Source organism: Ancylobacter sp. G4_0304, from assembly GCF_047501495.1.
GTDB lineage: Bacteria > Pseudomonadota > Alphaproteobacteria > Rhizobiales > Xanthobacteraceae > Ancylobacter.
This window is the reverse complement of sequence record NZ_JAZDRM010000005.1, coordinates 36,978-56,808: the sequence shown is the minus strand read 5'-3', so window position 1 is coordinate 56,808 and position 19,831 is coordinate 36,978. Positions and strand designations below refer to the sequence as shown.

Genomic DNA, 19,831 nt, shown 5'->3' with positions numbered 1-19,831 from the left:
GGCAACGGAGTCGAGGGCAGATGGCCAGCCTCAAGGACCTGCGCAACCGGATCACTTCGGTCAAGGCGACGCAGAAGATCACCAAGGCGATGCAGATGGTCGCCGCCGCCAAGCTGCGGCGCGCCCAGATGGCCGCCGAGGCCGCGCGCCCCTATGCGACGCGCATGGGCACGGTGCTCGGCAGCATCGCCTCCACCGTGTCGCCCGGGCCGGACGTGCCGCTGCTGATGAGCGGCACCGGCAAGGATCAGACGCATCTGCTGCTGGTACTGACCGCCGAGCGCGGCCTGTGCGGCGCGTTCAATTCCTCGATCGTGCGCCTCGCCCGCGAGCGCGCACTGTCGCTGATGAACCAGGGCAAGACGGTCAAGATCTTCTGTGTGGGCCGCAAGGGCTACGAGCCGCTGCGCCGCCAGTTCGAGAAGCAGATCGTCGAGGTGGTCGAGCTGCGCTCCAACAAGGGCGTGACCTTCGCCGACGCGCAGAACATCGCCGAGAAGATCATGGCGATGTTCAATGCCGGCGAGTTCGACATCGCCACCGAATTCTACAGCCGCTTCAATTCGGTGATCTCGCAGGTGCCCACCGCCCAGCAGATCATCCCGGCGACCTTCCCGGAGGCCAAGGCCCCGGCCGGCGCCACGGCGGTCTATGAGTATGAGCCGGGCGAGACCGAGATTCTCGCCGAGCTGCTGCCGCGCAATCTTGCCGTGCAGATCTTTACCGCGCTGCTCGAAAACGCCGCGTCCGAGCAGGGCGCGCGCATGAGCGCGATGGACAACGCGACCCGCAACGCGGGTGACATGATCAAGAAGCAGACGCTGATCTATAACCGCACACGTCAGGCCCAGATCACCAAAGAACTGATCGAAATCATTTCCGGCGCCGAAGCGCTCTGACGGCAGCGGTCAAAGACAAAGGACGCGAAGATGGCGAACACCAACGGACGCATTACCCAGGTCATCGGCGCCGTCGTTGACGTGCAGTTCGAAGATCACCTCCCGGCAATTCTGAACGCTCTGGAAGCCTCCAACCAGGGCAACCGCCTTGTGCTGGAAGTTGCCCAGCATCTCGGCGAGAACACCGTGCGCGCCATCGCCATGGACTCGACCGAAGGTCTGGTTCGCGGCACCCCGGTGTCCGACACCGGCGCCCCGATCATGGTTCCGGTGGGCGAAGCCACGCTCGGTCGCATCATGAACGTCATCGGCGAGCCGGTGGACGAACTCGGTCCGGTGATCGGTGAGGCCACCCGCGCCATCCATCAGGACGCGCCTTCCTACGCAGACCAGTCGACTGAGGCGGAAATTCTCGTCACCGGCATCAAGGTCGTCGACCTGCTGGCGCCTTATTCCAAGGGCGGCAAGATCGGCCTGTTCGGCGGCGCCGGCGTCGGCAAGACCGTGCTGATCATGGAGCTCATCAACAACATCGCGAAGGCGCACGGCGGCTATTCCGTGTTCGCCGGCGTCGGTGAGCGTACCCGTGAGGGCAACGATCTCTATCACGAGATGATCGAGTCCAAGGTGAACGTCGACCCGCACGAGCATGGCGGCTCCTCCGCCGGTTCGAAGTGCGCGCTGGTGTACGGCCAGATGAACGAGCCCCCGGGTGCCCGCGCCCGCGTCGCGCTCACCGGCCTCACCGTCGCCGAGCATTTCCGCGACCAGGGCCAGGACGTGCTGTTCTTCGTCGACAACATCTTCCGCTTCACCCAGGCGGGTTCGGAAGTGTCGGCGCTGCTCGGCCGTATTCCTTCGGCGGTGGGCTATCAGCCGACGCTCGCGACCGACATGGGCGCGCTGCAGGAGCGTATCACCACCACCACCACCGGTTCGATCACTTCGGTCCAGGCCATTTACGTGCCCGCCGACGACCTGACCGACCCGGCCCCGGCCGCCTCCTTCGCCCATCTTGACGCGACCACCGTGCTGTCGCGCTCGATCGCGGAAAAGGGCATCTACCCGGCGGTGGACCCGCTCGACTCGACCTCGCGCATCCTGTCGCCCCTCGTCATCGGCGAGGAGCACTACAATGTGGCGCGCCAGGTGCAGCAGACGCTGCAGCGCTACAAGTCGCTGCAGGACATCATCGCGATCCTGGGCATGGACGAGCTCTCGGAAGAGGACAAGCTCACCGTCGCCCGCGCCCGCAAGATCGAGCGCTTCCTGTCCCAGCCCTTCCACGTCGCCGAAGTGTTCACCGGCTCGCCCGGCAAGCTCGTCGACCTCGCCGACACCATCAAGGGCTTCAAGGGCCTGGTGGAAGGCAAGTACGATCACCTCCCGGAGCAGGCCTTCTACATGGTCGGCACCATCGAAGAGGCGATCGAGAAGGGCAAGAAGATGGCTGCCGAGGCGGCGTGATCTTCGACTTTCCGGGTGCCGCGCCGCGGTGCCCGGAGCCGGCCTTCCGGCCGGCGTGTTGAAGACTGCCTGCTGACGCATCCACCGGCGCCGCGCGTGCCGGCGCATCCCCTGGAGGATCCATGGCCAATTTCTCGTTTGAACTCGTCTCGCCGGAGCGCCTCGTCTATTCCGGCTCGGTGACCGAAGTCGTGGTCCCCGGCACCGAGGGCGAATTCGGCGTGCTGGCCGGCCATGCGCCTTTCGTCTCCACGCTGAAGCCCGGCGTGCTGATCATCAAGGGCGACGGCGCCCCCCGCAAGCTGTTCGTCAGCGGCGGTCTCGCCGAAGCCAACCCGGCCGGCCTCACCGTGCTGGCCGAGACCGCGGTTCCGCTCAGCGAGATGAACCCGGCCCGCCTTGCGCAGATGATCAAGGACGCGCAGGAAGACGTCGAGGACGCCCGCGACGACGCGTCCCGGCTGCGCCTTCAGGGCACGCTGGATTCGCTCAAGGCGACCGCCGCCGCCATCGAGGCCGACAGCCGCGCCAGCCACTGATACGCTTCGCCCCGCGCTCCCGCGGTGGCAGGGCATAATGATCCGGGCCGCCTTGGGGCGGCCCTTTTCATGTCCGGAGGAACGCCATGCCTGAAACCGCCCCGAACCCGCCGGTGCCGCGCTTCAGCGATGAAGCCTGGGCGCGCAATCTTCCCGTGTTCGAGGCGATCCGCACCATGCCGTTCAACGAGGCGCTGGCGGCTGGCACGCTCGATGTCGCGCGCTTCAAGCACTACATGATCCAGGACGCGCATTACCTGATCGCCTTCGGCCGTGCGCTGGCGATCGCCGCCGCCAAGGCGGACGATGCTGACGGGCTGGTGCAGTTCGCCGAAGCCGCGAAGGTGGCGGTGGTGGTGGAGCGCTCGCTCCATGCCGATTTCTTCACCAGCTTCGGCATCGCGCCGGAGGAGTTCGCGCAGGCGCAGCTGTCGCCGGTCTGCCACCACTACACCAGCTTCCTGATGGCCACCGCCTATGGCGAGCCCTATCCCGTGGTGCTGGCGGGCTTGCTGCCCTGCTTCTGGATCTATGCCGAGATCGGCCGCGACATCCTCGCCCGCGCGGTGCGACCGAACCCCTATGACGCCTGGATCGACACCTATGCCGGCGAGGAGTTCCACGAGGCGGTGCGCGCGGTGATCGCCACCACCGACCGCGCGGCGGAGGCCGCCTCGCCGTCGGTGCGCGCGCGCATGCATGAAGCCTATGGCCGCGCCAGCCAGCTCGAATGGATGTTCTGGGATTCGGCCTGGCGGCTTGCGGACTGGCCGGTCTGAAAAGACGCGGCTCGCGCCCGCCGCGCATGGTACGTGGCACCAAAGATGCTTATGCTTGCCCGAGCGGGCAGGCGCCTGCGCCGAGACGTTCATGGACGACATGACTGCCGAACATCAGGTGAAGGGGCGCGGCCGCTCGGAGGCTGTGATCCGTTCACGCATCCTCCAGGCTATCTTCGAGCGGCGCCTGCCGCCGGGCGAAAAGCTCACCGAGGACCGGCTGGCGGAGCTGTTCGGCGTGAGCCGCACCGTGGTGCGTCAGGCTCTGGCGCGCCTCGCGCAGGACGGCATCGTCGAGCAGCAGCCCAATCGCGGCGCCTTCGTCGCGGCGCCGACCCGTGCGGATGCCGCCCATGTGCTGGCGGCGCGCGCCGTGGTCGAGCCGGAAATCGCCGCGAATGTCGCCTGTTCCTGTGGCGCGAGCGCGCTGGCGCGGCTGCGCGGGCACATCACCATGGAGGATCAGGCGCGGGCCTCGGGCGACCGGGCGGCGCTGGTGCGCCTCACCGGCGAGTTCCACGTTACGCTGGCGGAGGCGGCGGGCAATCCGGTTTTCGTGCGGCTGCTGACCGAGCTGCATGCGCTGAGCTCGCTCGCCATCCTGCTCTATGCGCGCGGCGAGCACGCGGCCTGCCCGCCCCATGAGCATGGCGCCATCGTCGCGGCGATCGAGCGGGGAGATGCGGCGGAGGCGGCGCGGCTGATGCGCACGCATATCGCCCATGTCGCTTCGGAAATGGATCTGAGCGAACCGCTCGCCAAACCTTCCGGCCTGGCGCAGGCGCTGGGCCTCAAGCCGTCGCGCCAGCGGAGTCGCGTGCGCGACCCGCAGGACTGAGAGCCGCGCCGAAAGTGGGCCTGACCGTCGCGCGGGCACTCACATGAAACCCGGCGGCTGAGCCGCGTGGCAACATGCGACCGGCGCGCCGCGCCCACGCGATACCGCCCATCATTCCGCAGGCGCCCCGCTGTCGGAGCGCCCGCCGGCCGGCGCGGCGCGCGGGGCGAAAGCGCTCAGCGGCGGCGGCCGGGAGGCGGACGGCGCTGGCCGCTGCCGGGCGGCGGGGTCGGGCCGCCGGTCTTGTGGCGGAAGTTGATGCGGCCGCGCTCCAGATCGTAGGGCGACATCTCGACGACCACGCGGTCGCCGACGATGGTGCGGATGCGGTTCTTCTTCATCTTCCCCGCCGCATAGGCGAGAATTTCATGTTCGTTATCGAGCACGACGCGGAAGTTTCCGTCGGGCAGCACCTCGGTCACGGTGCCGTCGAACTCGAGCAGTTCCTCTTTCGCCATTCCTGGCTCTCCTCGTAAAGTCCCTTCAGGCTTTGGGCTTCTGGCGGCCTGTCGTCAGGGCAATACCCTGACGACGCCGCTTTGTCTTCCTCAACGCGCGGGGCGGAAGCTTTTCTGCGATCCGTCGCTGCGCCGCTCGCCACGCGGAGCGCCGTCGCGCCGGCCCTCGTGACGGGCACCCTCGTGACGGTGGCCGTCATTGCGGTGCGCGTCGGGACGATGCCCCTCGTGACGCGGGCGCTCGCCGCGCGGCTCGCCGGCCGCGCGCTGTTCGCCGCCACGGTTCTCACCGCCGCGATATTCCGGACGGTTGCGCGGGCCACGGGCACCGCCCGGACGCGAGGAGCGCTCGCCGTCACGGCGGGGCTGCTCCTCGCGCGGGCTGTTGAAGCCGGTGGCGCGGCGCGGCTCGCCGCGACGGTCCGCCGAGGGGATGGTGATCTTGATCAGCCGCTCGATGTCACGCAGGAAGGCGCGCTCCTCGCCGTCGCACAGCGAGATGGCGATGCCGTCGGCGCCGGCGCGCGCGGTGCGGCCGATGCGGTGGACATAGCTCTCCGGGATGTTCGGCAGGTCGTAGTTCACGACATGGCTCACGCCCGGCACGTCGATGCCGCGCGCGGCGATGTCGGTCGCCACCAGTACCTTGACCTTGCCTTCGCGGAAGGCGGCCAGCGCGCGCTCGCGCTGCGGCTGCGACTTGTTGCCGTGGATCGCCTCGGCATTGATGCCGGCGGTCACCAGGCCCTTCACCACGCGGTCGGCGCCGTGCTTGGTGCGCGAGAACACCAGGGCGCGATCGACGCTGGCGTCGGAGAGCACCTCGATCAGCAGGTCCGGCTTGCCGGCGCGGTCGGTGAAGAACACCTTCTGCTCGATCTTGTCGGCAGTCTTGGCGACCGGGGTCACCGCGACGCGGGCCGGGTTGGTCAGCAGCTGGTCGGCGAGCTTCTCGATCTCCTTCGGCATGGTGGCCGAGAAGAACAGGTTGCGGCGCTTGGCCGGCAGCTTGGCGACGATGGCGCGGATGGCGTGGATGAAGCCCATATCCAGCATCTGGTCGGCTTCATCGAGCACGAACACCTCGATCTGGTCGAGGCGCACCGCGTCGTTCTCCACCAGGTCGACGAGGCGGCCCGGCGTGGCGACGAGGATGTCGATGCCGTTCATCAGCGCGCGGGCCTGGCGCCCGAGCGGGACGCCGCCAATGGCGAGCGCGGTGGAGGGGCGCACATGCTTGCCGTAGAGCCGGAAGCTTTCGAGGATCTGGCCGGAGAGCTCGCGGGTCGGGCTCAGCACCAGAACGCGCGCGGAGCGGCGCTCCGGGCGGCGGCGCTCGGTGACGAGGTGGTTGAGGATCGGCAGGGCGAAGGCAGCGGTCTTGCCGGTGCCGGTCTGCGCGATGCCGATCAGGTCGCGGCCCGCGAGAACCTGCGGAACAGCCTGGGCCTGGATCGGCGTGGGGGTGGAATGGTTGGCCTCTTTGAGGGCCTGCAGAATCGGTTCGGCAAGGCCGAGCTCAGCGAAACTGGTCAAGTAGCGTTCTTTCATGGGTGATGGCGCCCGCACGCCGGAACGGCATGCGCGGCACGCATCGGGGGTGTTGGACACCCCGCGCAGCCTGGGACGTCGGCGATAGGCTGATGATGAAGGGCAGAAGTCTGCTGCGGCGGCTGGCCGGGCTGGCCTTTGCCGAAGCGGAAATCGAGCGACGCGGCCCCGGATACGGGCAATTTCCCGTACGAACCGCTATGTGGCCTAAATACGTGTTGATTTCAAGGCGTCACGGCGCGCGTTATAGGCTGAAGCCATGTTTCCCGATGTCGTCGACCTTCGCAGCTTCTATGCCCAGCCGCTCGGCGTGGTCACGCGCCGGCTGGTGGCGCGCGGCATTCGTGCGCGCTTCGACAATGTGCGCGGGCTCTCCGTGCTCGGCATCGGCTACGCGACGCCCTATCTCGGCGTGTTCCGCGAGGAGTGCGAGCGCGCGCTCGCCTTCATGCCCGGCGCGCAGGGGGTGACGCGCTGGCCTTCCGCCGCGCCGACGCTGGCGGCGCTGGTCGACGAATGCGAGCTGCCGCTGCCGACCGCTGCCATCGACCGCGTGATTGCGGTGCATCTATTGGAAAACACGCCGGACGCCGAGGAGGTGCTGCGCGAGGTGTGGCGCGTGCTGGCTCCGGGCGGGCGGCTGCTCTGCGTGGTGCCGAACCGGCGCGGCGTGTGGGCACGGGTCGACAACAACCCCTTCGGCCATGGCCGCCCGTTCTCGCGCACGCAGATCACCGACCTGCTGCGCGAGGCGCTGTTCACCCCGGTCGGCTGGAGCGAGGCGCTGTACATGCCGCCGGTGACGCGGAGCTGGTTCCTGCGCACGGCGGTGGCCTGGGAGCGCGCGGGCGCGACGCTCTCCCTGCCGTTCTCGGGGGTGCACATCGTCGAGGCCGCCAAGCAGGTCTATAAGCCGGTGGCGGTGAAGCGGCGGGCGCGGCTGCGCGTGCTCCAGCCGGTGCTGGCGCCGCAGGCGATCGGCGGATAGGCGCATCGCCAGCCCTCCGGTGCTCTGCTATCAGGAGGTGCCATAGAACTCCGGCCGGGCAGACCCGGCCGGGCAGGCAGCGCAGGGCAATCATGGCCGACCACACGCTCGAACTCGACATCCACCTGCGCGACCTCCGCAATTTCTTCGCGACACCCGAGATCGATCCGTTCGAGGGCGAGCATATCGACGAGGCCGGCATCGACCAGATCATCGACGTGCTGCGCGCCGGGCGCATCTGGCGCCGCCGCCGGGTGCGCGCCACGCTGCATGTGCCGGCCGGCGCGCAGACCACCGCGCTGACCCCGCGCATCGCCGAGGCGCTGGCCAGCTACTGCGACAAGCATGTGCAATATTCCCGGCGCAAACTCGCCGAGGTGCGCGCCGACGGGCTGCGCGCGCTGGCGGTCGGCGTGCTGTTTCTCGCCGTGTGCATCGGGCTCGCGGGCGTGATCGAAAAGCTGATCGGCTCGGAAAGCCTTGCCGGCCGCTTCCTGGTCGAGGGCGCGGTCATCGCCGGCTGGGTCGGGCTGTGGCGGCCGATCGAAATCCTGCTGTTCGACTGGTGGCCCTATGCGCTGAACGTGAAGCTCTATAACGATCTGCGCGCCATGGACATCGTGGTGCGGCCGATCTGAGCCGTCACCCCTGAGCCGTCACGCTGCGCGGGAGGCGCCGCCCGCCAGCCAGTGGTCGAGGAAATCGTCGAGCCAGAGCCGGATCCGGGTGTCGTGTTGCAGCCGGTCGGTGAAATGGGCGCGGCGCGGACGGGCGCCCGGCAGGTCCAGCCGCTCGCTGCCCCGAACGGTCCAGCGGCACATCATGTGATGCGTCACTTCCGGGTGGAACTGGATGCCGAAGGCGGCCGGGCCATAGCGGAACGCCTGGTTGGGAAAGCTGTCGCCGGTCGCCAGCAGCTCGGCACCCGCGGCGAGGTCGAAGCCCTCGCGATGCCAGTGATAGACGTGATCGGGCCAGGAGGATGCCTCACGGGGAGCGCCACGCGACCTCTGCCGGACTCGCGCGGCACGGCCATTCGCGCTCGCGCCATTGGCGGCGAGCAGCGCGGTGCCGGCCTGCGTGGCGCGGATCGGGTAGTAGCCGATCTCCACCAGCCCTTCCGGATGGGGGGCGACGCGGGCGCCGAGATGGCGCGCCAGCATCTGGGCGCCGAGGCAAATGCCGAGATAGGGCTTGCCCGACTTTAGCGGCACGCCGATCCAGTCGATCTCGGCGCGTACATAATCGTGGCAGTCATTGGCGCTCTGCGGCCCACCGAAGATCACGGCGCCGACGTGCTCATCCATGGTGTCGGGCAGCGGATCGCCAAGGCAGGGGCGGCGAATGTCCAGCCGGTAGCCGCGTTCGACCAGCAGGCGGCCCAATCGTCCGGGAGAGGAGTGCTCCTGATGAAGCACGATCAGGACCGAGGGGGACGAGGCGGTTTCGGGCATTCGGCTCCGTCGCGGGTTGGCGGCGGCCGGCGAATCCGGCGATGCGGCGGCCATCTCGCGATGACGCCACGGATTTTCCCGGCTTTCAAGGCTTCGCCACCCGCGCGACGCGCATGGCAGCGCCTCTGTTGCATCGCAGTACCAGTGTCGGCGCGCGGGGCGCGGGTGAGGGTGGTCGCCTTCCCGGCGCGTCACTTTATCGTGTGGAAGATGGGGGCTCGCGGAAGGCGCCGGGCGGTTGCGAAAGCTGTGGGCGCGCTTTACCTCCGCGCGGCGGAACCGGCGCCGGCTGCCGGTCCTCAGGAGATCGACACGGCATGGCACGGCATCTGGAACTCGGGCTCGACACGTTCGGCGACGTCACGCTTGGCGCGGACGGGCAGATGCTGCCGCACGCGCAGGTGATCCGCGATCTGGTGGAGCAGGCGGTGCTGGCCGATCAGCTCGGCGTCGATTTCATCGGGGTGGGCGAGCATCACCGTGCCGATTTCGCGGTGTCCTCGCCGGAAATGGTGCTGGCGGCGATTGCCGCGCGCACCACGCGTATCCGGCTCGGCTCGGCGGTCACCGTGCTGTCCTCCGACGAGCCGGTGCGGGTGTTCCAGCGCTTCTCGACGCTCGACGCCGTGTCGAATGGCCGGGCCGAGGTGATTCTCGGGCGCGGCTCCTTCACCGAATCCTTCCCGCTGTTCGGGTTTCCGCTCGATCAGTACGAGACGCTGTTCACCGAGAAGCTCGATCTGTTCGCGGCGCTGCTGAAGGGCGGGCCGGTGACGTGGCGCGGCACGACGCGCGCCCCGCTGGAGAACCAGAGCGTCTTTCCGCCGATCGAGCATGGCACGCTCAAGACCTGGATCGGGGTCGGCGGCAGCCCGGAATCGGTGGTGCGCGCGGCGCGCTACGGCCTGCCGCTGATGCTGGCGATCATCGGCGGCAACCCGGCGCGGTTCCAGCCCTATGTCGATCTCTACCAGCGCGCCTTCGCCCAGCTCGGCACGCAGGTGCAGCCGATCGGCGTGCATTCGCCCGGCTACATCGCCGACAGCGACGAGCAGGCCCGCGAGGAGCTGTGGCCGCATTACAAGCGCATGCACGACAAGATCGGCGCCGAGCGCGGCTGGCCGCCCATGGAGCGCGACGCCTTCGAGCGGGAGGCTACGCAGGGATCGCTCTATGTCGGCGCGCCGGAAAGCGTGGCGCGTCGCATCGCGGCGACCGCGAAGGCGCTCGACCTCTCGCGCTTCGACCTGAAATACAGCGCCGGCCCGATGCCGCATCGCCAGCTCATGCGCTGCGTCGAGCTGTACGGCACCCGCGTCATGCCGCTGGTGCGCGAGATGCTGGCGGAAGGCTGACGACATGACCCCGGCGACGAGCGCCTGGCGGCCGAAATCCCACATCCGCGTGGTCGCGATCGGGCTGGTCTGGCGCGAGGGCCGGCTGCTGGCGGCCGAGGTGCGCGACGATGCCGGCGCGCTCAAGGGCGTGCGCCCACTCGGCGGCGGCGTCGCGTTCGGCGAGCGCTGGCAGGAGGCGCTGAGCCGCGAGTTCCGCGAGGAGCTGGGGCTGGAGGTGAGCATCGGGCCCTGTCTCGCGGTGCTGGAGAACATCTTCAGCCATGAGGGCGCCACCGGCCATGAGGTGGTGTTCGTCGCCGATGTCGCCCTGCCGCCCGGCGCGCTGGCAGGGATCGAGGCGGTCGCGTTTGAAGAGGATGGCGGGGAGCCGTGCCTTGCCCGCTGGTACGAGCCGGAGGTGCTCGACGGCGAAGGGCCGGCGCTGTTTCCCACCGGCCTCAAGGCGCTGCTGGCGCGGCACGGCGTGGATTAGCCGATCGGGCCGCTGCGCGGGTTGCGCGCCGCGAATTCACGGATCACCCAATCGATGAACACCCGCACCCGCGGCGAGAGCTGGCGGTCGCGCGGATAGAGCAGGCTTACCGGCGTCGGGCTGGGCGGCGTGTCGGTGAGCAGCGGCACCAGCGCGCCGTTGGCAAAATCCTCCGCGAAGCGGTAGCGCGGCGCCTGGATGATGCCGAGCCCTAGGCGGGCGGCGGCATAAAGGCTGTCCGCGCCGTTCACCGTCACGGTGGCGGGGAGGGTGATGTGGCGGGTTCGGCCGTCCTCGACGAATTCCAGCGGGATGATCGCGGCGGTGGCCGAGGACCGGAAGCCGACCATGACATGCCCGTCCAGCTCGTCGATGCGGCGCGGCGTGCCGTGTCGTTCGAGATAGGCGGGGGCGGCGCAGGTGGCCTCCTCCAGCAGCGCGACGCGCCGGGCGATCATGTCGCTATCCGCCAGCTCGCCGACGCGCAGCACGCAGTCGATGCCCTCGCGCACCAGATCAACCAGCCGGTCGCCCTCGCTCATCTGCAGTTCCAGCTCGGGATAGGCTGCGAGGAAGTCCGGCAGGCCCGGCAGCAGGAAATGCCGGGCGAGGGTGCCATGGACATCGACCCGCAGCAGGCCGCGCGGGCGGGCGCCGGCAAAGGCGCCTTCCGCCTCCTCGATATCGGCAAGGATGGCGAGGCAGCGCCGGTGGTAGGCCTCGCCGTCCAGCGTCGGGCTGACATGACGGGTGGTGCGGTTGATGAGGCGCACGCCGAGCCGGGCTTCGAGCTGCTTCACCGCGTCGGTGACGGTCGAGCGCGGCAGGCCGACATCCTGCGCCGCGAGGGTGAAGCTGCGCCGCGCCACCACCCGCGTGAACACCTGCATGGCTTCGAGACGGTCCATCGGATTTTTCGCAAACGCCGGATAATGATGCCGGATAGTGCATGATTATGCGATCAGGTCCAATGGGCATGTTAGCGCCATCACCCGCGCAGACAGCGCGGTTATGGGAGACGGATCATGACCCAGCTTCAGAACAAGGTGGCCATCGTCACCGGCGCCTCGCGCGGCATCGGCGCCGCGGTGGCCGACCGGCTCGCGCGTGACGGCTATGCCGTCATCGTCAACTCTGCCGGCAGCGCCGCCGCCGCCGAAAAGGTGGCCGGCGCCATCGAGGCGCGCGGCGGGCGGGCGCTCGCGGTGCAGGCCGATGTCAGCGATCCCGCCGCCGTCGGCGCGATGTTTAACAAGGTGGAGGCCGCGTTCGGTGGGGTCGACGTGGTGGTGAACAATGCCGGCGTGATGACGCTCGCCCCGCTGGCGGAGGTGACGGACGAAGCGTTCGACCGCCAGTTCTCGATCAATGTGAAGGGCACGTTCAACGTGATGCGCGAAGCCGCGCGGCGGCTGCGAGCCGGCGGCAGCGTGGTGAATTTCTCCTCCAGCGTCATCGGCCTGCGGATGGAGAACTACGCGGTTTACTGCGCCACCAAGGCGGCGGTGGAGGCGATGACCGCCGTCATGTCCAAGGAGATGCGCGGCCGCTCGATCCGCGTCAACGCAGTGGCGCCCGGCCCGGTGGCGACCGAGCTGTTCCTCCACGGCAAGAGCCCGGAACTGATCGACCGCCTCGCCAAGCTCAACCCGATGGAGCGCCTCGGCACGCCGGAGGACATTGCCGGCGTGGTCTCGCTGCTGGTCGGGCCGGACGGCAGCTGGGTGAACGGGCAGGTGCTGCGCGCCAATGGCGGCATGGTGTGAGCATCAGCCCCGTAGCGCGGCGGCCGGCGACTGGCGATAGGCGCTGAGTGCCGGAACCGCCGAGACCAGCGCGCTGATTGCCAGCAGCAGGGCAAAGCGCGAGAGGTCCGCCCCGGCGAATTCCACCGGCAGCGGCACGCCGCTCATTCCGGCGAGTAGAGCGGAGAGCGCGCGGGCGCCGACGAAGCCCAGCGCGAAGCCGGCGACGAGGCCGGCCGCGATCAGCGCGAATGCCTCCAGCCAGACAATGGCGCACACGGCGAGGCGCGGCGCTCCGAAGGCGCGCAGCGCGCCGATCTGCCGGCGGCGCTGGCCAATATGCAGGATCACCACCAGAAGGATCGCCGCGCCGACCAGCGCCTGCGCCCCGGCGGCTACCGCGCCGAGCACAAGGCGGGCATCGCCGAGCGTTCCGTACAGCCGGGTCAGCACCTCGGCCGGGAACACGGCGAGCGTGTGATCGGAACGATAGGCCTGCCGCAGCCTGTAGGCATCGGCGATGGTTCGCGGCTTGACCAGGATCGCCGGCACGCCGGGCGCATGGGGATCGGCGGCGGCGCCGGGATCGATGGGGGCGTCGAGCCCGTCGGCCTCGTCATGATCATGGTCGCCGTCGGCGTGCTCGCTCGCCCGAACCGGGGCGGGTTCGGCAGGCTCGTGCGTGTCGTCGTCCCCGACATCGTGGTCATGCCCGTCGTGGTCATGCCCCTCATGGTCGTGTCCTTCATGATCTTTGGCATGCTGCCCGTGGACCCGCCACACCGCCTCGATCGGCACCAGCAGCGCGCGGTCCCATGGCGTGCCGGTCGGCTTCATCCGTCCGACGATGCGATAGGCCGCGCCGGCATGGACGTGGCCGCCCTGTTCGACGAGGCCGTGCTGAGGCTTGATCGCATCGCCCTCGCGCAGATTGACTCCGGCGCCGATCACCGCCTCGTCCAGCCGCGCGAAAGGGCGTCCCGAGGAAAGTCCGCCGAGCCCGTCCACCAGCGCTTGCGTGGTGCCGACGATGGGCTGGCGCTCATAGAAGTCGCCGAAGCCGACCGGCGCGGCATAGGCGACGCGCGGATCGGCGATCAGCCCGGCCAGCACCTCGCCGTCCATCAGAGGCAGCGGCGCCGCCTGCAGGAACACGGCGGAAAGCACGAGCTGGGTCTCGCTGCCCGGCGCGCCGACCACGAGGTCGAAGGCCTGGGCCGCCCGCGCGCTGCCGAGCCGCAGCGCGCGTTCCTGTAGCGTGACCACCACGCCGAGCGCGGTGGCGAAGGCGACGATGAGTACGACGGCGAGCGCCCCCGCCCAATGGCGTCGCAGGTCGGCCGCGATGAACCCGAACATGCGCTCACTCCTTCACGAGGCCGGATTCCAGCCGCAACGTGCGGCCGAGCCGGGCGACGAGGCGGGGATCGTGGGTCGCGACGATCAGCGTGGCGGCGGCCTCATGGGCGAGTTCCAGCAGCAGATCGGATACCGCCGCGCCGGACGCGTCATCGAGGCTGGCGGTCGGCTCGTCGGCGACGATGATGCGCGGATGCGCCGCCAGAGCGCGCGCCACCGCGACGCGCTGCATCTGCCCGCGCGAGAGGGTTTCGATGCGCTGGTCGTGGCGCGCGATGCCGACGCGGTTCAGAAGCCGCGCGGCCTCCCCCGCCGCGCCGGGTGGCAGGCGGAAATGGAAAAGCCGCTGCGGGAGCAAGACATTGTCGAGCGCGGAAAGGCCGGGAAACAGGTGGAAGTCCTGCATCACCAGCCCGACATGGCGGGCGCGCCAGTGGTCGCGCTTGCCTTCGGAAAGCCGCGCGAGATCAACGCCGCTCCACAGCACCGCCCCGGAGCCGGGGCGCTCCAGCCCGGTGACGATGTTGAGGAAGGTGGTCTTGCCCGAGCCGGACGGCCCGGTGAGCGCGACCTGCTCGCCAGATCCGAGATCGAGCGCCGGCGCCGACAGCGCCGGCCGTTCGAGGCCGGGGAAGCGCACTTCGACATCACGCAGGGTAAGGGCGTGGGCGGGGTCCGACATGGCGGCGACGTTCATGGTCAGGCCGTCGCGAAGCTGGCGCCGACGATGCGCAGCCGGCTCACGAATCCGGTCGCCGGGTCGGTCCGCGAGCCGACCTCGAGCGTGCCGCGCACCTCGATCAGCGCATTGGCCTGCTCGAAGGTCTGCGCGCGTTCGAGATAGACCACGACGATATTGTCCGGCCAGTCGGCATCGGAAGAACAGAACGGGCAGATCGACATCGGGATTTCGGTGAGCACGAAGAAATCCGCCTCAGCCTTGAGCGGCGGTGCCATGTAGCCCTGCATCGCCACTTCGCGGCCGGCCAGCGCCTTGACCTTGTCGGAGAAGGTGAGGCCGAGCACGCTGACCGAGCCATAGAGCTCGTCGAAGTCGAGCGTGTCCGCGGCGCGAGCCGCCGCGCAGGGCAAAATGGGCGTCAGCAGGCCGGAAAGCACGATGCCGGCTCCGCCCAGCACGAGACGGCGCGAGAGACTATGCGGGCTCATACCGTGGCTCCTGAACGGGTCGCGGCCCGGCATTGTCCTCCGGGCCGCGCTGACGTGGAATGAGCGGGCGGCGTCAGTCGGCCTGCGGGCCGACCGCCATGACTTCCATCAGCACGCGGTAGACGTCGCTCTGCTCCATGTAGCCGCGGAAGCCCTCGGCGCCGGGGCCGGTGACCTGCAGCACCACGTCGTCAACGGCATGGACGGCGGTGTCGCTGGAGCGGGGAAGGTTGCCCTCACGCAGCACGGCGCCGGGGACATCCTTGTAAGCCTGGTTGGCAACGTATTCCTTCTTCTCGTTCTGCACCGCCGGCTCGAACGGGCCATCCAGCTTGGGGCGGAAGGTTTCGTAATAGTCGGGGAAGTTGTTGGCGAACAGCATCAGGCGGCGCGAGACGTCGATGCGGTCGGGATAGCCGTCGCCGTTCTTGTCCTCATAGTTCGGGAAGCCGGCATCGGCATAGACGCCGACCTTCTCGCGCATTTCGGTGCCCGGCTTGTCGTCGTCCACCGTGCCGACAATCGCCACGCCGTGGGTGTGGTCGCCGGTGACGACGATCAGCGTGTCGGGATGGGTCTTGGCGAAATCGAGCGCGGCGCCGATCGCCTGGTCGAACTCGATGGTCTCGACGAGCGCGCGGTCCCAGTCCATCGGGTGGGACATCTTGTCGATCGAGGAGCCCTCGACCATCAGGAAGAAGCCCTCGGGGTTCTTGGAGAGTTCGCCGAGCGCGACCTTGGTCATCTCGACGAGGCCGGGCTGGTTCGGGAACTTCGACACGGTGCCCTTCTTGAGGAACTCGCGGTCGAGCGTGGTGTCCATGTTGCCGGTGTGGAACAGGCCGAGGATCTTGCCGGAATTGGTGCCGGCGGCGGCGGCCAGTTCGGTCTTGTCGGTGGCGAGCGCGTAGCCGGCCTCCCGGAACATCGCGATGAAGTCCTGCTCGTCCTTGCGCTTCGAGCCCGGCGTGCTCTTGGGCAGGAAATAGGCCGAGCCGCCGCCGAGGATCACCTCGGGCTTCACGGCGAACATCTGGCCGACCACCGCGGCTTTTTCCGAGCGGAGGCGGGTGTGGGCGACCACGGCGGCCGGGGTGGCGTCCTCGATCTCCGAGGGGGCGACGATGCCGATCGACTTCCGGGTGGTGCGGCGCAGCGCCTCGGCGATGTTCTCGACGCGCGGATCGTCGAACGCGTCCTTGGTGCGGTCGGCATAGACCCCGATGGCGTTCACCGCGGTCTTGTGGCCGGTCATGTAGGCCGACATGGTGTTGGCGCTGTCGGTGGCGATGGCGTTGGTGGCCGAGGTGCCGATGAAGGCGGCCGGCGGAATGCCGTCCATGTTCAGGCGGCCATCGGCCTTGCCCTCATGCATGCCCTTCGACATCAGGCGCGCGCCGGTGCGGTGGGCGACCGACAGGCCGTCGCCGAGGAAGAAGATGACGTTCCGGGCCTTGGCGGTCGCCGGGGTGCCGTAGACTTCCCAGTTCACGGTCTTGGTCTCGGCGCCGGCCTTGGCCTCGACCGTGTAGGTGCCGGGCTTGGCAATCGCGCCGGCGCGGATCAGAACGGCGGAGGCCTCGAAGCCGGGCTCCTTCTCGACGAACACGACATCCTTGCCGAGCACCTTGGCGGCGGGCTCGCCATTGATGGTGACGGTGACGTCCGCCGGCTTCACCACGGCGTCGAATTCCACCTTCAGGTCGAAGGGCGAGCCGGCGAGGATGGTGGCGCGGTCGAGCGGGTACACCGTCGCGGCCTGCGCGGCCGAGAACAGGCAGGTGGTGGCGGCAAGGGCTGCGATGAGCGAGCGCATCCGGCGGGTCTCCCCAGAAGGTGATGGATCGGCGGTAACGGATCGGCGCTTTGGCTAAAGCCCGCCCATGTCACCGGGATGACTGCCCCTGCGTCAGCCGGCGCATGCCGTCGTGCCGGGGCGGAAGAGACGCCCGATTTCCGGCGACGTGCGGTCTCGCGCGGCGCTAGGCTGTCGCCATGCTGTTCGATCTTCCCCCCGCCCCGGTGCTCTATCAGGCCCTGCTCGCGCGCGACGGCGCCTATGACGGGCGCGCCTATGTCGGCGTTACCTCGACCGGCATTTTCTGCCGGCTGACCTGCCCGGCGCGAAAGCCGAAGCCGGAGAACTGCCGCTTCTTCGCCAGCGTGCCGGAATGCCTTGCGGCGGGCTTTCGCGCCTGCAAGCGCTGTGCGCCGCTCGCCCCGGCGGCCGAGAGCGATCCCGCGATCCGCACGCTGCTGGGCGCGCTGGAGCAGCGCCCGGCCTATCGCTGGAGCGAGCAGGATGTCGAGCGGATGGGGCTGGATCCCTCCACGGTGCGGCGCGCCTTCCGCCGCCATTTCGGCATGACGTTCCTTGAAATGGCGCGGATGGAGCGGCTGCGTGCCGGCTTCCAGACGCTGGGCGAGGGCGGGCGGGTGATCGACGCGCAGCTGGAAGCCGGCTTCGCCTCGCCCGAAGGTTTTCGCGAGGCGTTCGCGCGGCTCGCGGGCGTGGCGCCGGGCAAGCTGTCGCGGGAGCCTTTATTGGCCGCGCACTGGCTCGACACCCCGCTCGGCGCCATGGTGGCGATCTGCGACACCGAGCGGCTGCATCTCCTGGAGTTCGCCGACCGCAAGGGCCTGCCGGCGGAACTCAAGCGGCTGAACGGGCTGGCGCGCGGCACGCTTGGTATCGCCCGCATGGCCCTGCACGACCGACTGGGAGATGAGCTCGCGCGCTATTTCGACGGGCGGCCGGGCGGGTTCTCGATTCCGCTCGCGCTTCACGGCAGCGCCTTCACCCGCGCGGTGTGGGCGGAGCTGATGACCATCCCGCCCGGGGTCACCCGCAGCTATTCCGAGATCGCGCAGGCGCTGGGCCAGCCGCTCGCCGTGCGCGCGGTCGCCCGTGCCAACGGCGCCAACCAGATCGCGCTGCTGATCCCCTGCCACCGCGTCATCGGCGCCGACGGCTCGCTCACCGGCTATGGCGGCGGGCTTTGGCGCAAGCAGAAGCTGATCGAGATCGAGCGGCAGCTCGCCCGCGAGCACGCTTTCGACGAAGGTCGTACGGCTCGCGCGGATTAGGTATCGGACGGCGCCGGCCATGCGCGCACGGGGTTTTGTCATGAGCCTGCCGCATGGCTCAGCGGCCGCGCGCGCTTCATTTGCCCGGTGCCTGCGTATATGAGGGGTGTCATGAAACGGGCGGCCCTTGCCGCCTCGAACCGACCCGCGACGCATGTTCCGTTCGCCGGCCCCGACGTGGCCGCAAGGAGATTGCGTCCGACCCCTCAAGCCGGGTTCGTTTCGACAAGCCGGAGCCGGCTTGCCGGCACGGACCCGCAGCGCTGCCCGACGGCCGAGACGGCTGCCGGCCGCGCTGCTCTCGGAGCGTTGCCATGTCCGTCACCCTCGCCGCCCCGGCGACCCCCGCCGCCGTCAATCCGCGCTCGCGCGTCATTCTCGCGAGCCTCGTCGGCACCACGATCGAGTTCTACGACTTCTACGTCTATGCCACGGCGGCGGTGCTGGTGTTCCCGCACCTGTTCTTTCCGGCCGGCAACGAGACCACCGCGCTGCTCGCCTCCTTCGCGGTGTTCGGCGCGGCCATGGTGGCGCGCCCCCTCGGGGCGATCTTCTTTGGCCATCTCGGCGACAAGCGCGGGCGCAAGGTGACGCTGGTTGGCGCGCTGCTGACCATGGGCATCGCGACCTTCCTGATCGGCGCGCTGCCGACCTTCCCGATGGTGGGCTGGCTGGCTCCGGCGCTGCTGGTGGTGCTGCGCCTCGCGCAGGGTTTCGCGCTGGGCGGCGAATGGAGCGGGGCGGCGCTGGTCGCCACCGAGAATGCCCCGCCCGGCAAGCGCGCCATCTTCGGCACCTTCCCGCAACTCGGCGCCCCGCTCGGCTTCATCATCGCCAACGGCCTGTTCCTGATCATCGCTGCGGTGCTGCCGTCGGAGGACCCCTCGCGCCCCTCCGACGCCTTCCTGAACTGGGGCTGGCGCATCCCGTTCCTGTTCTCGGCGGTGATGGTGATCGTCGGCCTGTGGGTGCGGCTGAACCTCGTGGAGAGCACCGCCTTCGAGAAGACGGTGAAGGCCGGCAAGGTGAAGAGCCTGCCGCTCGCCAGCGTGTTCCGCACCCATGGAAGGGAGGTCGTGCTCGGCACGTTCTACATGCTGGCGACCTATGTGCTGTTCTACCTGATGACCACCTTCTCGCTCAGCTATGGCCGGGCCGCCGCCGGCGCCGCGCTGCCGGGGCTCGGCTACGACTATACGAGCTTCGTGCTGATGATGATCTTCGGCGTGGTGTTCTTCGGCATCTTCACCATGGCCTCCGGCCCCTGGGCCGACCGCCACGGCCGCCGCGCGACGCTGATCGGGGTGACGCTGGCCATCGTCGCCTTCGGGCTGGTCTGGGTGCCGCTGCTCTCGGCCGGCTTCGTCGGCGTCATGGCGTGGCTGGTGATCGGCTTCAGCCTGATGGGCATGACCTTCGGCCCGATGGGCGCGCTGCTGCCGGAACTATTCCCGGCCAATGTGCGCTACACCGGCTCGGGCATTGCCTATAACGTGTCCTCGATCCTCGGCGCGGCGGTGGCGCCGTTCATCGCGGTGGCGCTGTGGAGCTATGGCGGGGGCTCGCCGTTCTGGGTCGGCGTCTACCTCTCTGCCATGGCGCTGGTCACCCTGATCGCGCTGCTGCTCGGTTCGGAGACCAAGGACGTCGACATCGAGGCCTGACGC

General features: G+C 69.2%; 20 protein-coding genes. 12 read left to right on the top strand and 8 right to left on the bottom strand.

The window, feature by feature from the left end; translation table 11 throughout:
* Positions 1-20: 20 nt before the first annotated feature.
* From VRZ77_RS04300 to VRZ77_RS04280, 5 genes are all read left to right on the top strand, one after another.
* Positions 21-899: a F0F1 ATP synthase subunit gamma gene (locus VRZ77_RS04300; RefSeq protein ID WP_414591430.1), complete on the top strand. Its 879-nt coding sequence runs from the start codon at positions 21-23 to the stop codon at positions 897-899.
* Positions 900-929: 30 nt separating this feature from the next.
* The gene (gene atpD / locus VRZ77_RS04295; RefSeq protein WP_414591429.1) at positions 930-2,366 is read left to right on the top strand and encodes a F0F1 ATP synthase subunit beta; all 1,437 of its coding nucleotides are present in this window, start codon (positions 930-932) and stop codon (positions 2,364-2,366) included.
* Positions 2,367-2,488: 122 nt separating this feature from the next.
* Positions 2,489-2,905 carry a F0F1 ATP synthase subunit epsilon gene (locus VRZ77_RS04290; protein WP_414591428.1) on the top strand — a complete coding sequence of 139 codons (417 nt, stop codon included), beginning with the start codon at positions 2,489-2,491 and terminating at the stop codon, positions 2,903-2,905.
* 86 nt (positions 2,906-2,991) lie between these two features.
* Positions 2,992-3,684, top strand: coding sequence for a thiaminase II (gene tenA / locus VRZ77_RS04285; RefSeq protein WP_414591427.1), 693 nt, complete (start codon positions 2,992-2,994; stop codon positions 3,682-3,684).
* Between the two features lie 91 nt (positions 3,685-3,775).
* Entirely contained in the window at positions 3,776-4,522 is a 747-nt protein-coding gene (locus tag VRZ77_RS04280; protein WP_414591426.1) for a GntR family transcriptional regulator, read from the top strand.
* A gap of 176 nt (positions 4,523-4,698) precedes the next feature.
* On the opposite strand, the gene infA is transcribed toward VRZ77_RS04280, so the two are convergent.
* Together infA and VRZ77_RS04270 are read right to left on the bottom strand one after the other, a co-directional pair.
* A complete protein-coding gene (gene infA, locus VRZ77_RS04275; protein ID WP_241621349.1) occupies positions 4,699-4,980 on the bottom strand; it encodes a translation initiation factor IF-1 in 282 nt (93 codons plus the stop codon).
* 90 nt (positions 4,981-5,070) lie between these two features.
* On the bottom strand, positions 5,071-6,531 hold the full coding sequence (locus VRZ77_RS04270; RefSeq protein ID WP_414591425.1) for a DEAD/DEAH box helicase: 1,461 nt from the start codon (positions 6,529-6,531) through the stop codon (positions 5,071-5,073).
* Between the two features lie 259 nt (positions 6,532-6,790).
* Between VRZ77_RS04270 and VRZ77_RS04265 the strand changes: the two genes are divergently transcribed.
* Both VRZ77_RS04265 and VRZ77_RS04260 read left to right on the top strand, forming a co-directional pair.
* Complete coding sequence (locus VRZ77_RS04265) at positions 6,791-7,519, top strand: class I SAM-dependent methyltransferase (RefSeq protein ID WP_414591424.1); 729 nt, start codon at positions 6,791-6,793, stop codon at positions 7,517-7,519.
* 92 nt (positions 7,520-7,611) lie between these two features.
* Positions 7,612-8,157, top strand: a complete 546-nt coding sequence (locus VRZ77_RS04260; protein ID WP_414591423.1) for a hypothetical protein — start codon at positions 7,612-7,614, stop codon at positions 8,155-8,157.
* Between the two features lie 18 nt (positions 8,158-8,175).
* Here VRZ77_RS04260 and VRZ77_RS04255 read toward each other — a convergent pair whose 3' ends face one another.
* Positions 8,176-8,973 (bottom strand): glutamine amidotransferase, encoded by a 798-nt coding sequence (locus VRZ77_RS04255; RefSeq protein WP_414591422.1) that lies wholly within the window; start codon positions 8,971-8,973, stop codon positions 8,176-8,178.
* Between the two features lie 317 nt (positions 8,974-9,290).
* Between VRZ77_RS04255 and VRZ77_RS04250 the strand changes: the two genes are divergently transcribed.
* Both VRZ77_RS04250 and VRZ77_RS04245 read left to right on the top strand, forming a co-directional pair.
* The gene (locus VRZ77_RS04250) at positions 9,291-10,328 is read left to right on the top strand and encodes an LLM class flavin-dependent oxidoreductase (protein ID WP_414591421.1); all 1,038 of its coding nucleotides are present in this window, start codon (positions 9,291-9,293) and stop codon (positions 10,326-10,328) included.
* Between the two features lie 4 nt (positions 10,329-10,332).
* The gene (locus VRZ77_RS04245) at positions 10,333-10,803 is read left to right on the top strand and encodes an NUDIX hydrolase (protein ID WP_414591420.1); all 471 of its coding nucleotides are present in this window, start codon (positions 10,333-10,335) and stop codon (positions 10,801-10,803) included.
* Here the strand turns inward: VRZ77_RS04245 and VRZ77_RS04240 are convergent.
* Positions 10,800-11,711: a LysR family transcriptional regulator gene (locus tag VRZ77_RS04240; protein ID WP_414591419.1), complete on the bottom strand. Its 912-nt coding sequence runs from the start codon at positions 11,709-11,711 to the stop codon at positions 10,800-10,802. The two genes, VRZ77_RS04245 and VRZ77_RS04240, sit on opposite strands and share 4 nt — an antisense overlap.
* Before the next feature lie 117 nt (positions 11,712-11,828).
* On the opposite strand from VRZ77_RS04240, the gene VRZ77_RS04235 reads away from it, so the two are divergent.
* Entirely contained in the window at positions 11,829-12,569 is a 741-nt protein-coding gene (locus VRZ77_RS04235) for an SDR family oxidoreductase (RefSeq protein ID WP_414591418.1), read from the top strand.
* A gap of 3 nt (positions 12,570-12,572) precedes the next feature.
* On the opposite strand, the gene VRZ77_RS04230 is transcribed toward VRZ77_RS04235, so the two are convergent.
* The 4 genes from VRZ77_RS04230 to VRZ77_RS04215 all read right to left on the bottom strand — a co-directional run bounded on the left by VRZ77_RS04230 (position 12,573) and on the right by VRZ77_RS04215 (position 16,893).
* Positions 12,573-13,907 carry an ABC transporter permease gene (locus tag VRZ77_RS04230; protein WP_414591417.1) on the bottom strand — a complete coding sequence of 445 codons (1,335 nt, stop codon included), beginning with the start codon at positions 13,905-13,907 and terminating at the stop codon, positions 12,573-12,575.
* A gap of 4 nt (positions 13,908-13,911) precedes the next feature.
* On the bottom strand, positions 13,912-14,604 hold the full coding sequence (locus VRZ77_RS04225) for an ABC transporter ATP-binding protein (RefSeq protein ID WP_414591416.1): 693 nt from the start codon (positions 14,602-14,604) through the stop codon (positions 13,912-13,914).
* A gap of 2 nt (positions 14,605-14,606) precedes the next feature.
* Positions 14,607-15,077 (bottom strand): hypothetical protein, encoded by a 471-nt coding sequence (locus VRZ77_RS04220; RefSeq protein ID WP_414591415.1) that lies wholly within the window; start codon positions 15,075-15,077, stop codon positions 14,607-14,609.
* Between the two features lie 73 nt (positions 15,078-15,150).
* The gene (locus tag VRZ77_RS04215) at positions 15,151-16,893 is read right to left on the bottom strand and encodes an alkaline phosphatase (protein WP_414591414.1); all 1,743 of its coding nucleotides are present in this window, start codon (positions 16,891-16,893) and stop codon (positions 15,151-15,153) included.
* Between the two features lie 179 nt (positions 16,894-17,072).
* Here VRZ77_RS04215 and VRZ77_RS04210 point away from each other — a divergent pair, with 179 nt between their 5' ends.
* Together VRZ77_RS04210 and VRZ77_RS04205 are read left to right on the top strand one after the other, a co-directional pair.
* Positions 17,073-18,164 (top strand): bifunctional transcriptional activator/DNA repair enzyme AdaA, encoded by a 1,092-nt coding sequence (locus VRZ77_RS04210; protein WP_414591413.1) that lies wholly within the window; start codon positions 17,073-17,075, stop codon positions 18,162-18,164.
* Between the two features lie 314 nt (positions 18,165-18,478).
* Positions 18,479-19,828: an MFS transporter gene (locus tag VRZ77_RS04205; protein ID WP_414591412.1), complete on the top strand. Its 1,350-nt coding sequence runs from the start codon at positions 18,479-18,481 to the stop codon at positions 19,826-19,828.
* Positions 19,829-19,831 lie beyond the last annotated feature (3 nt).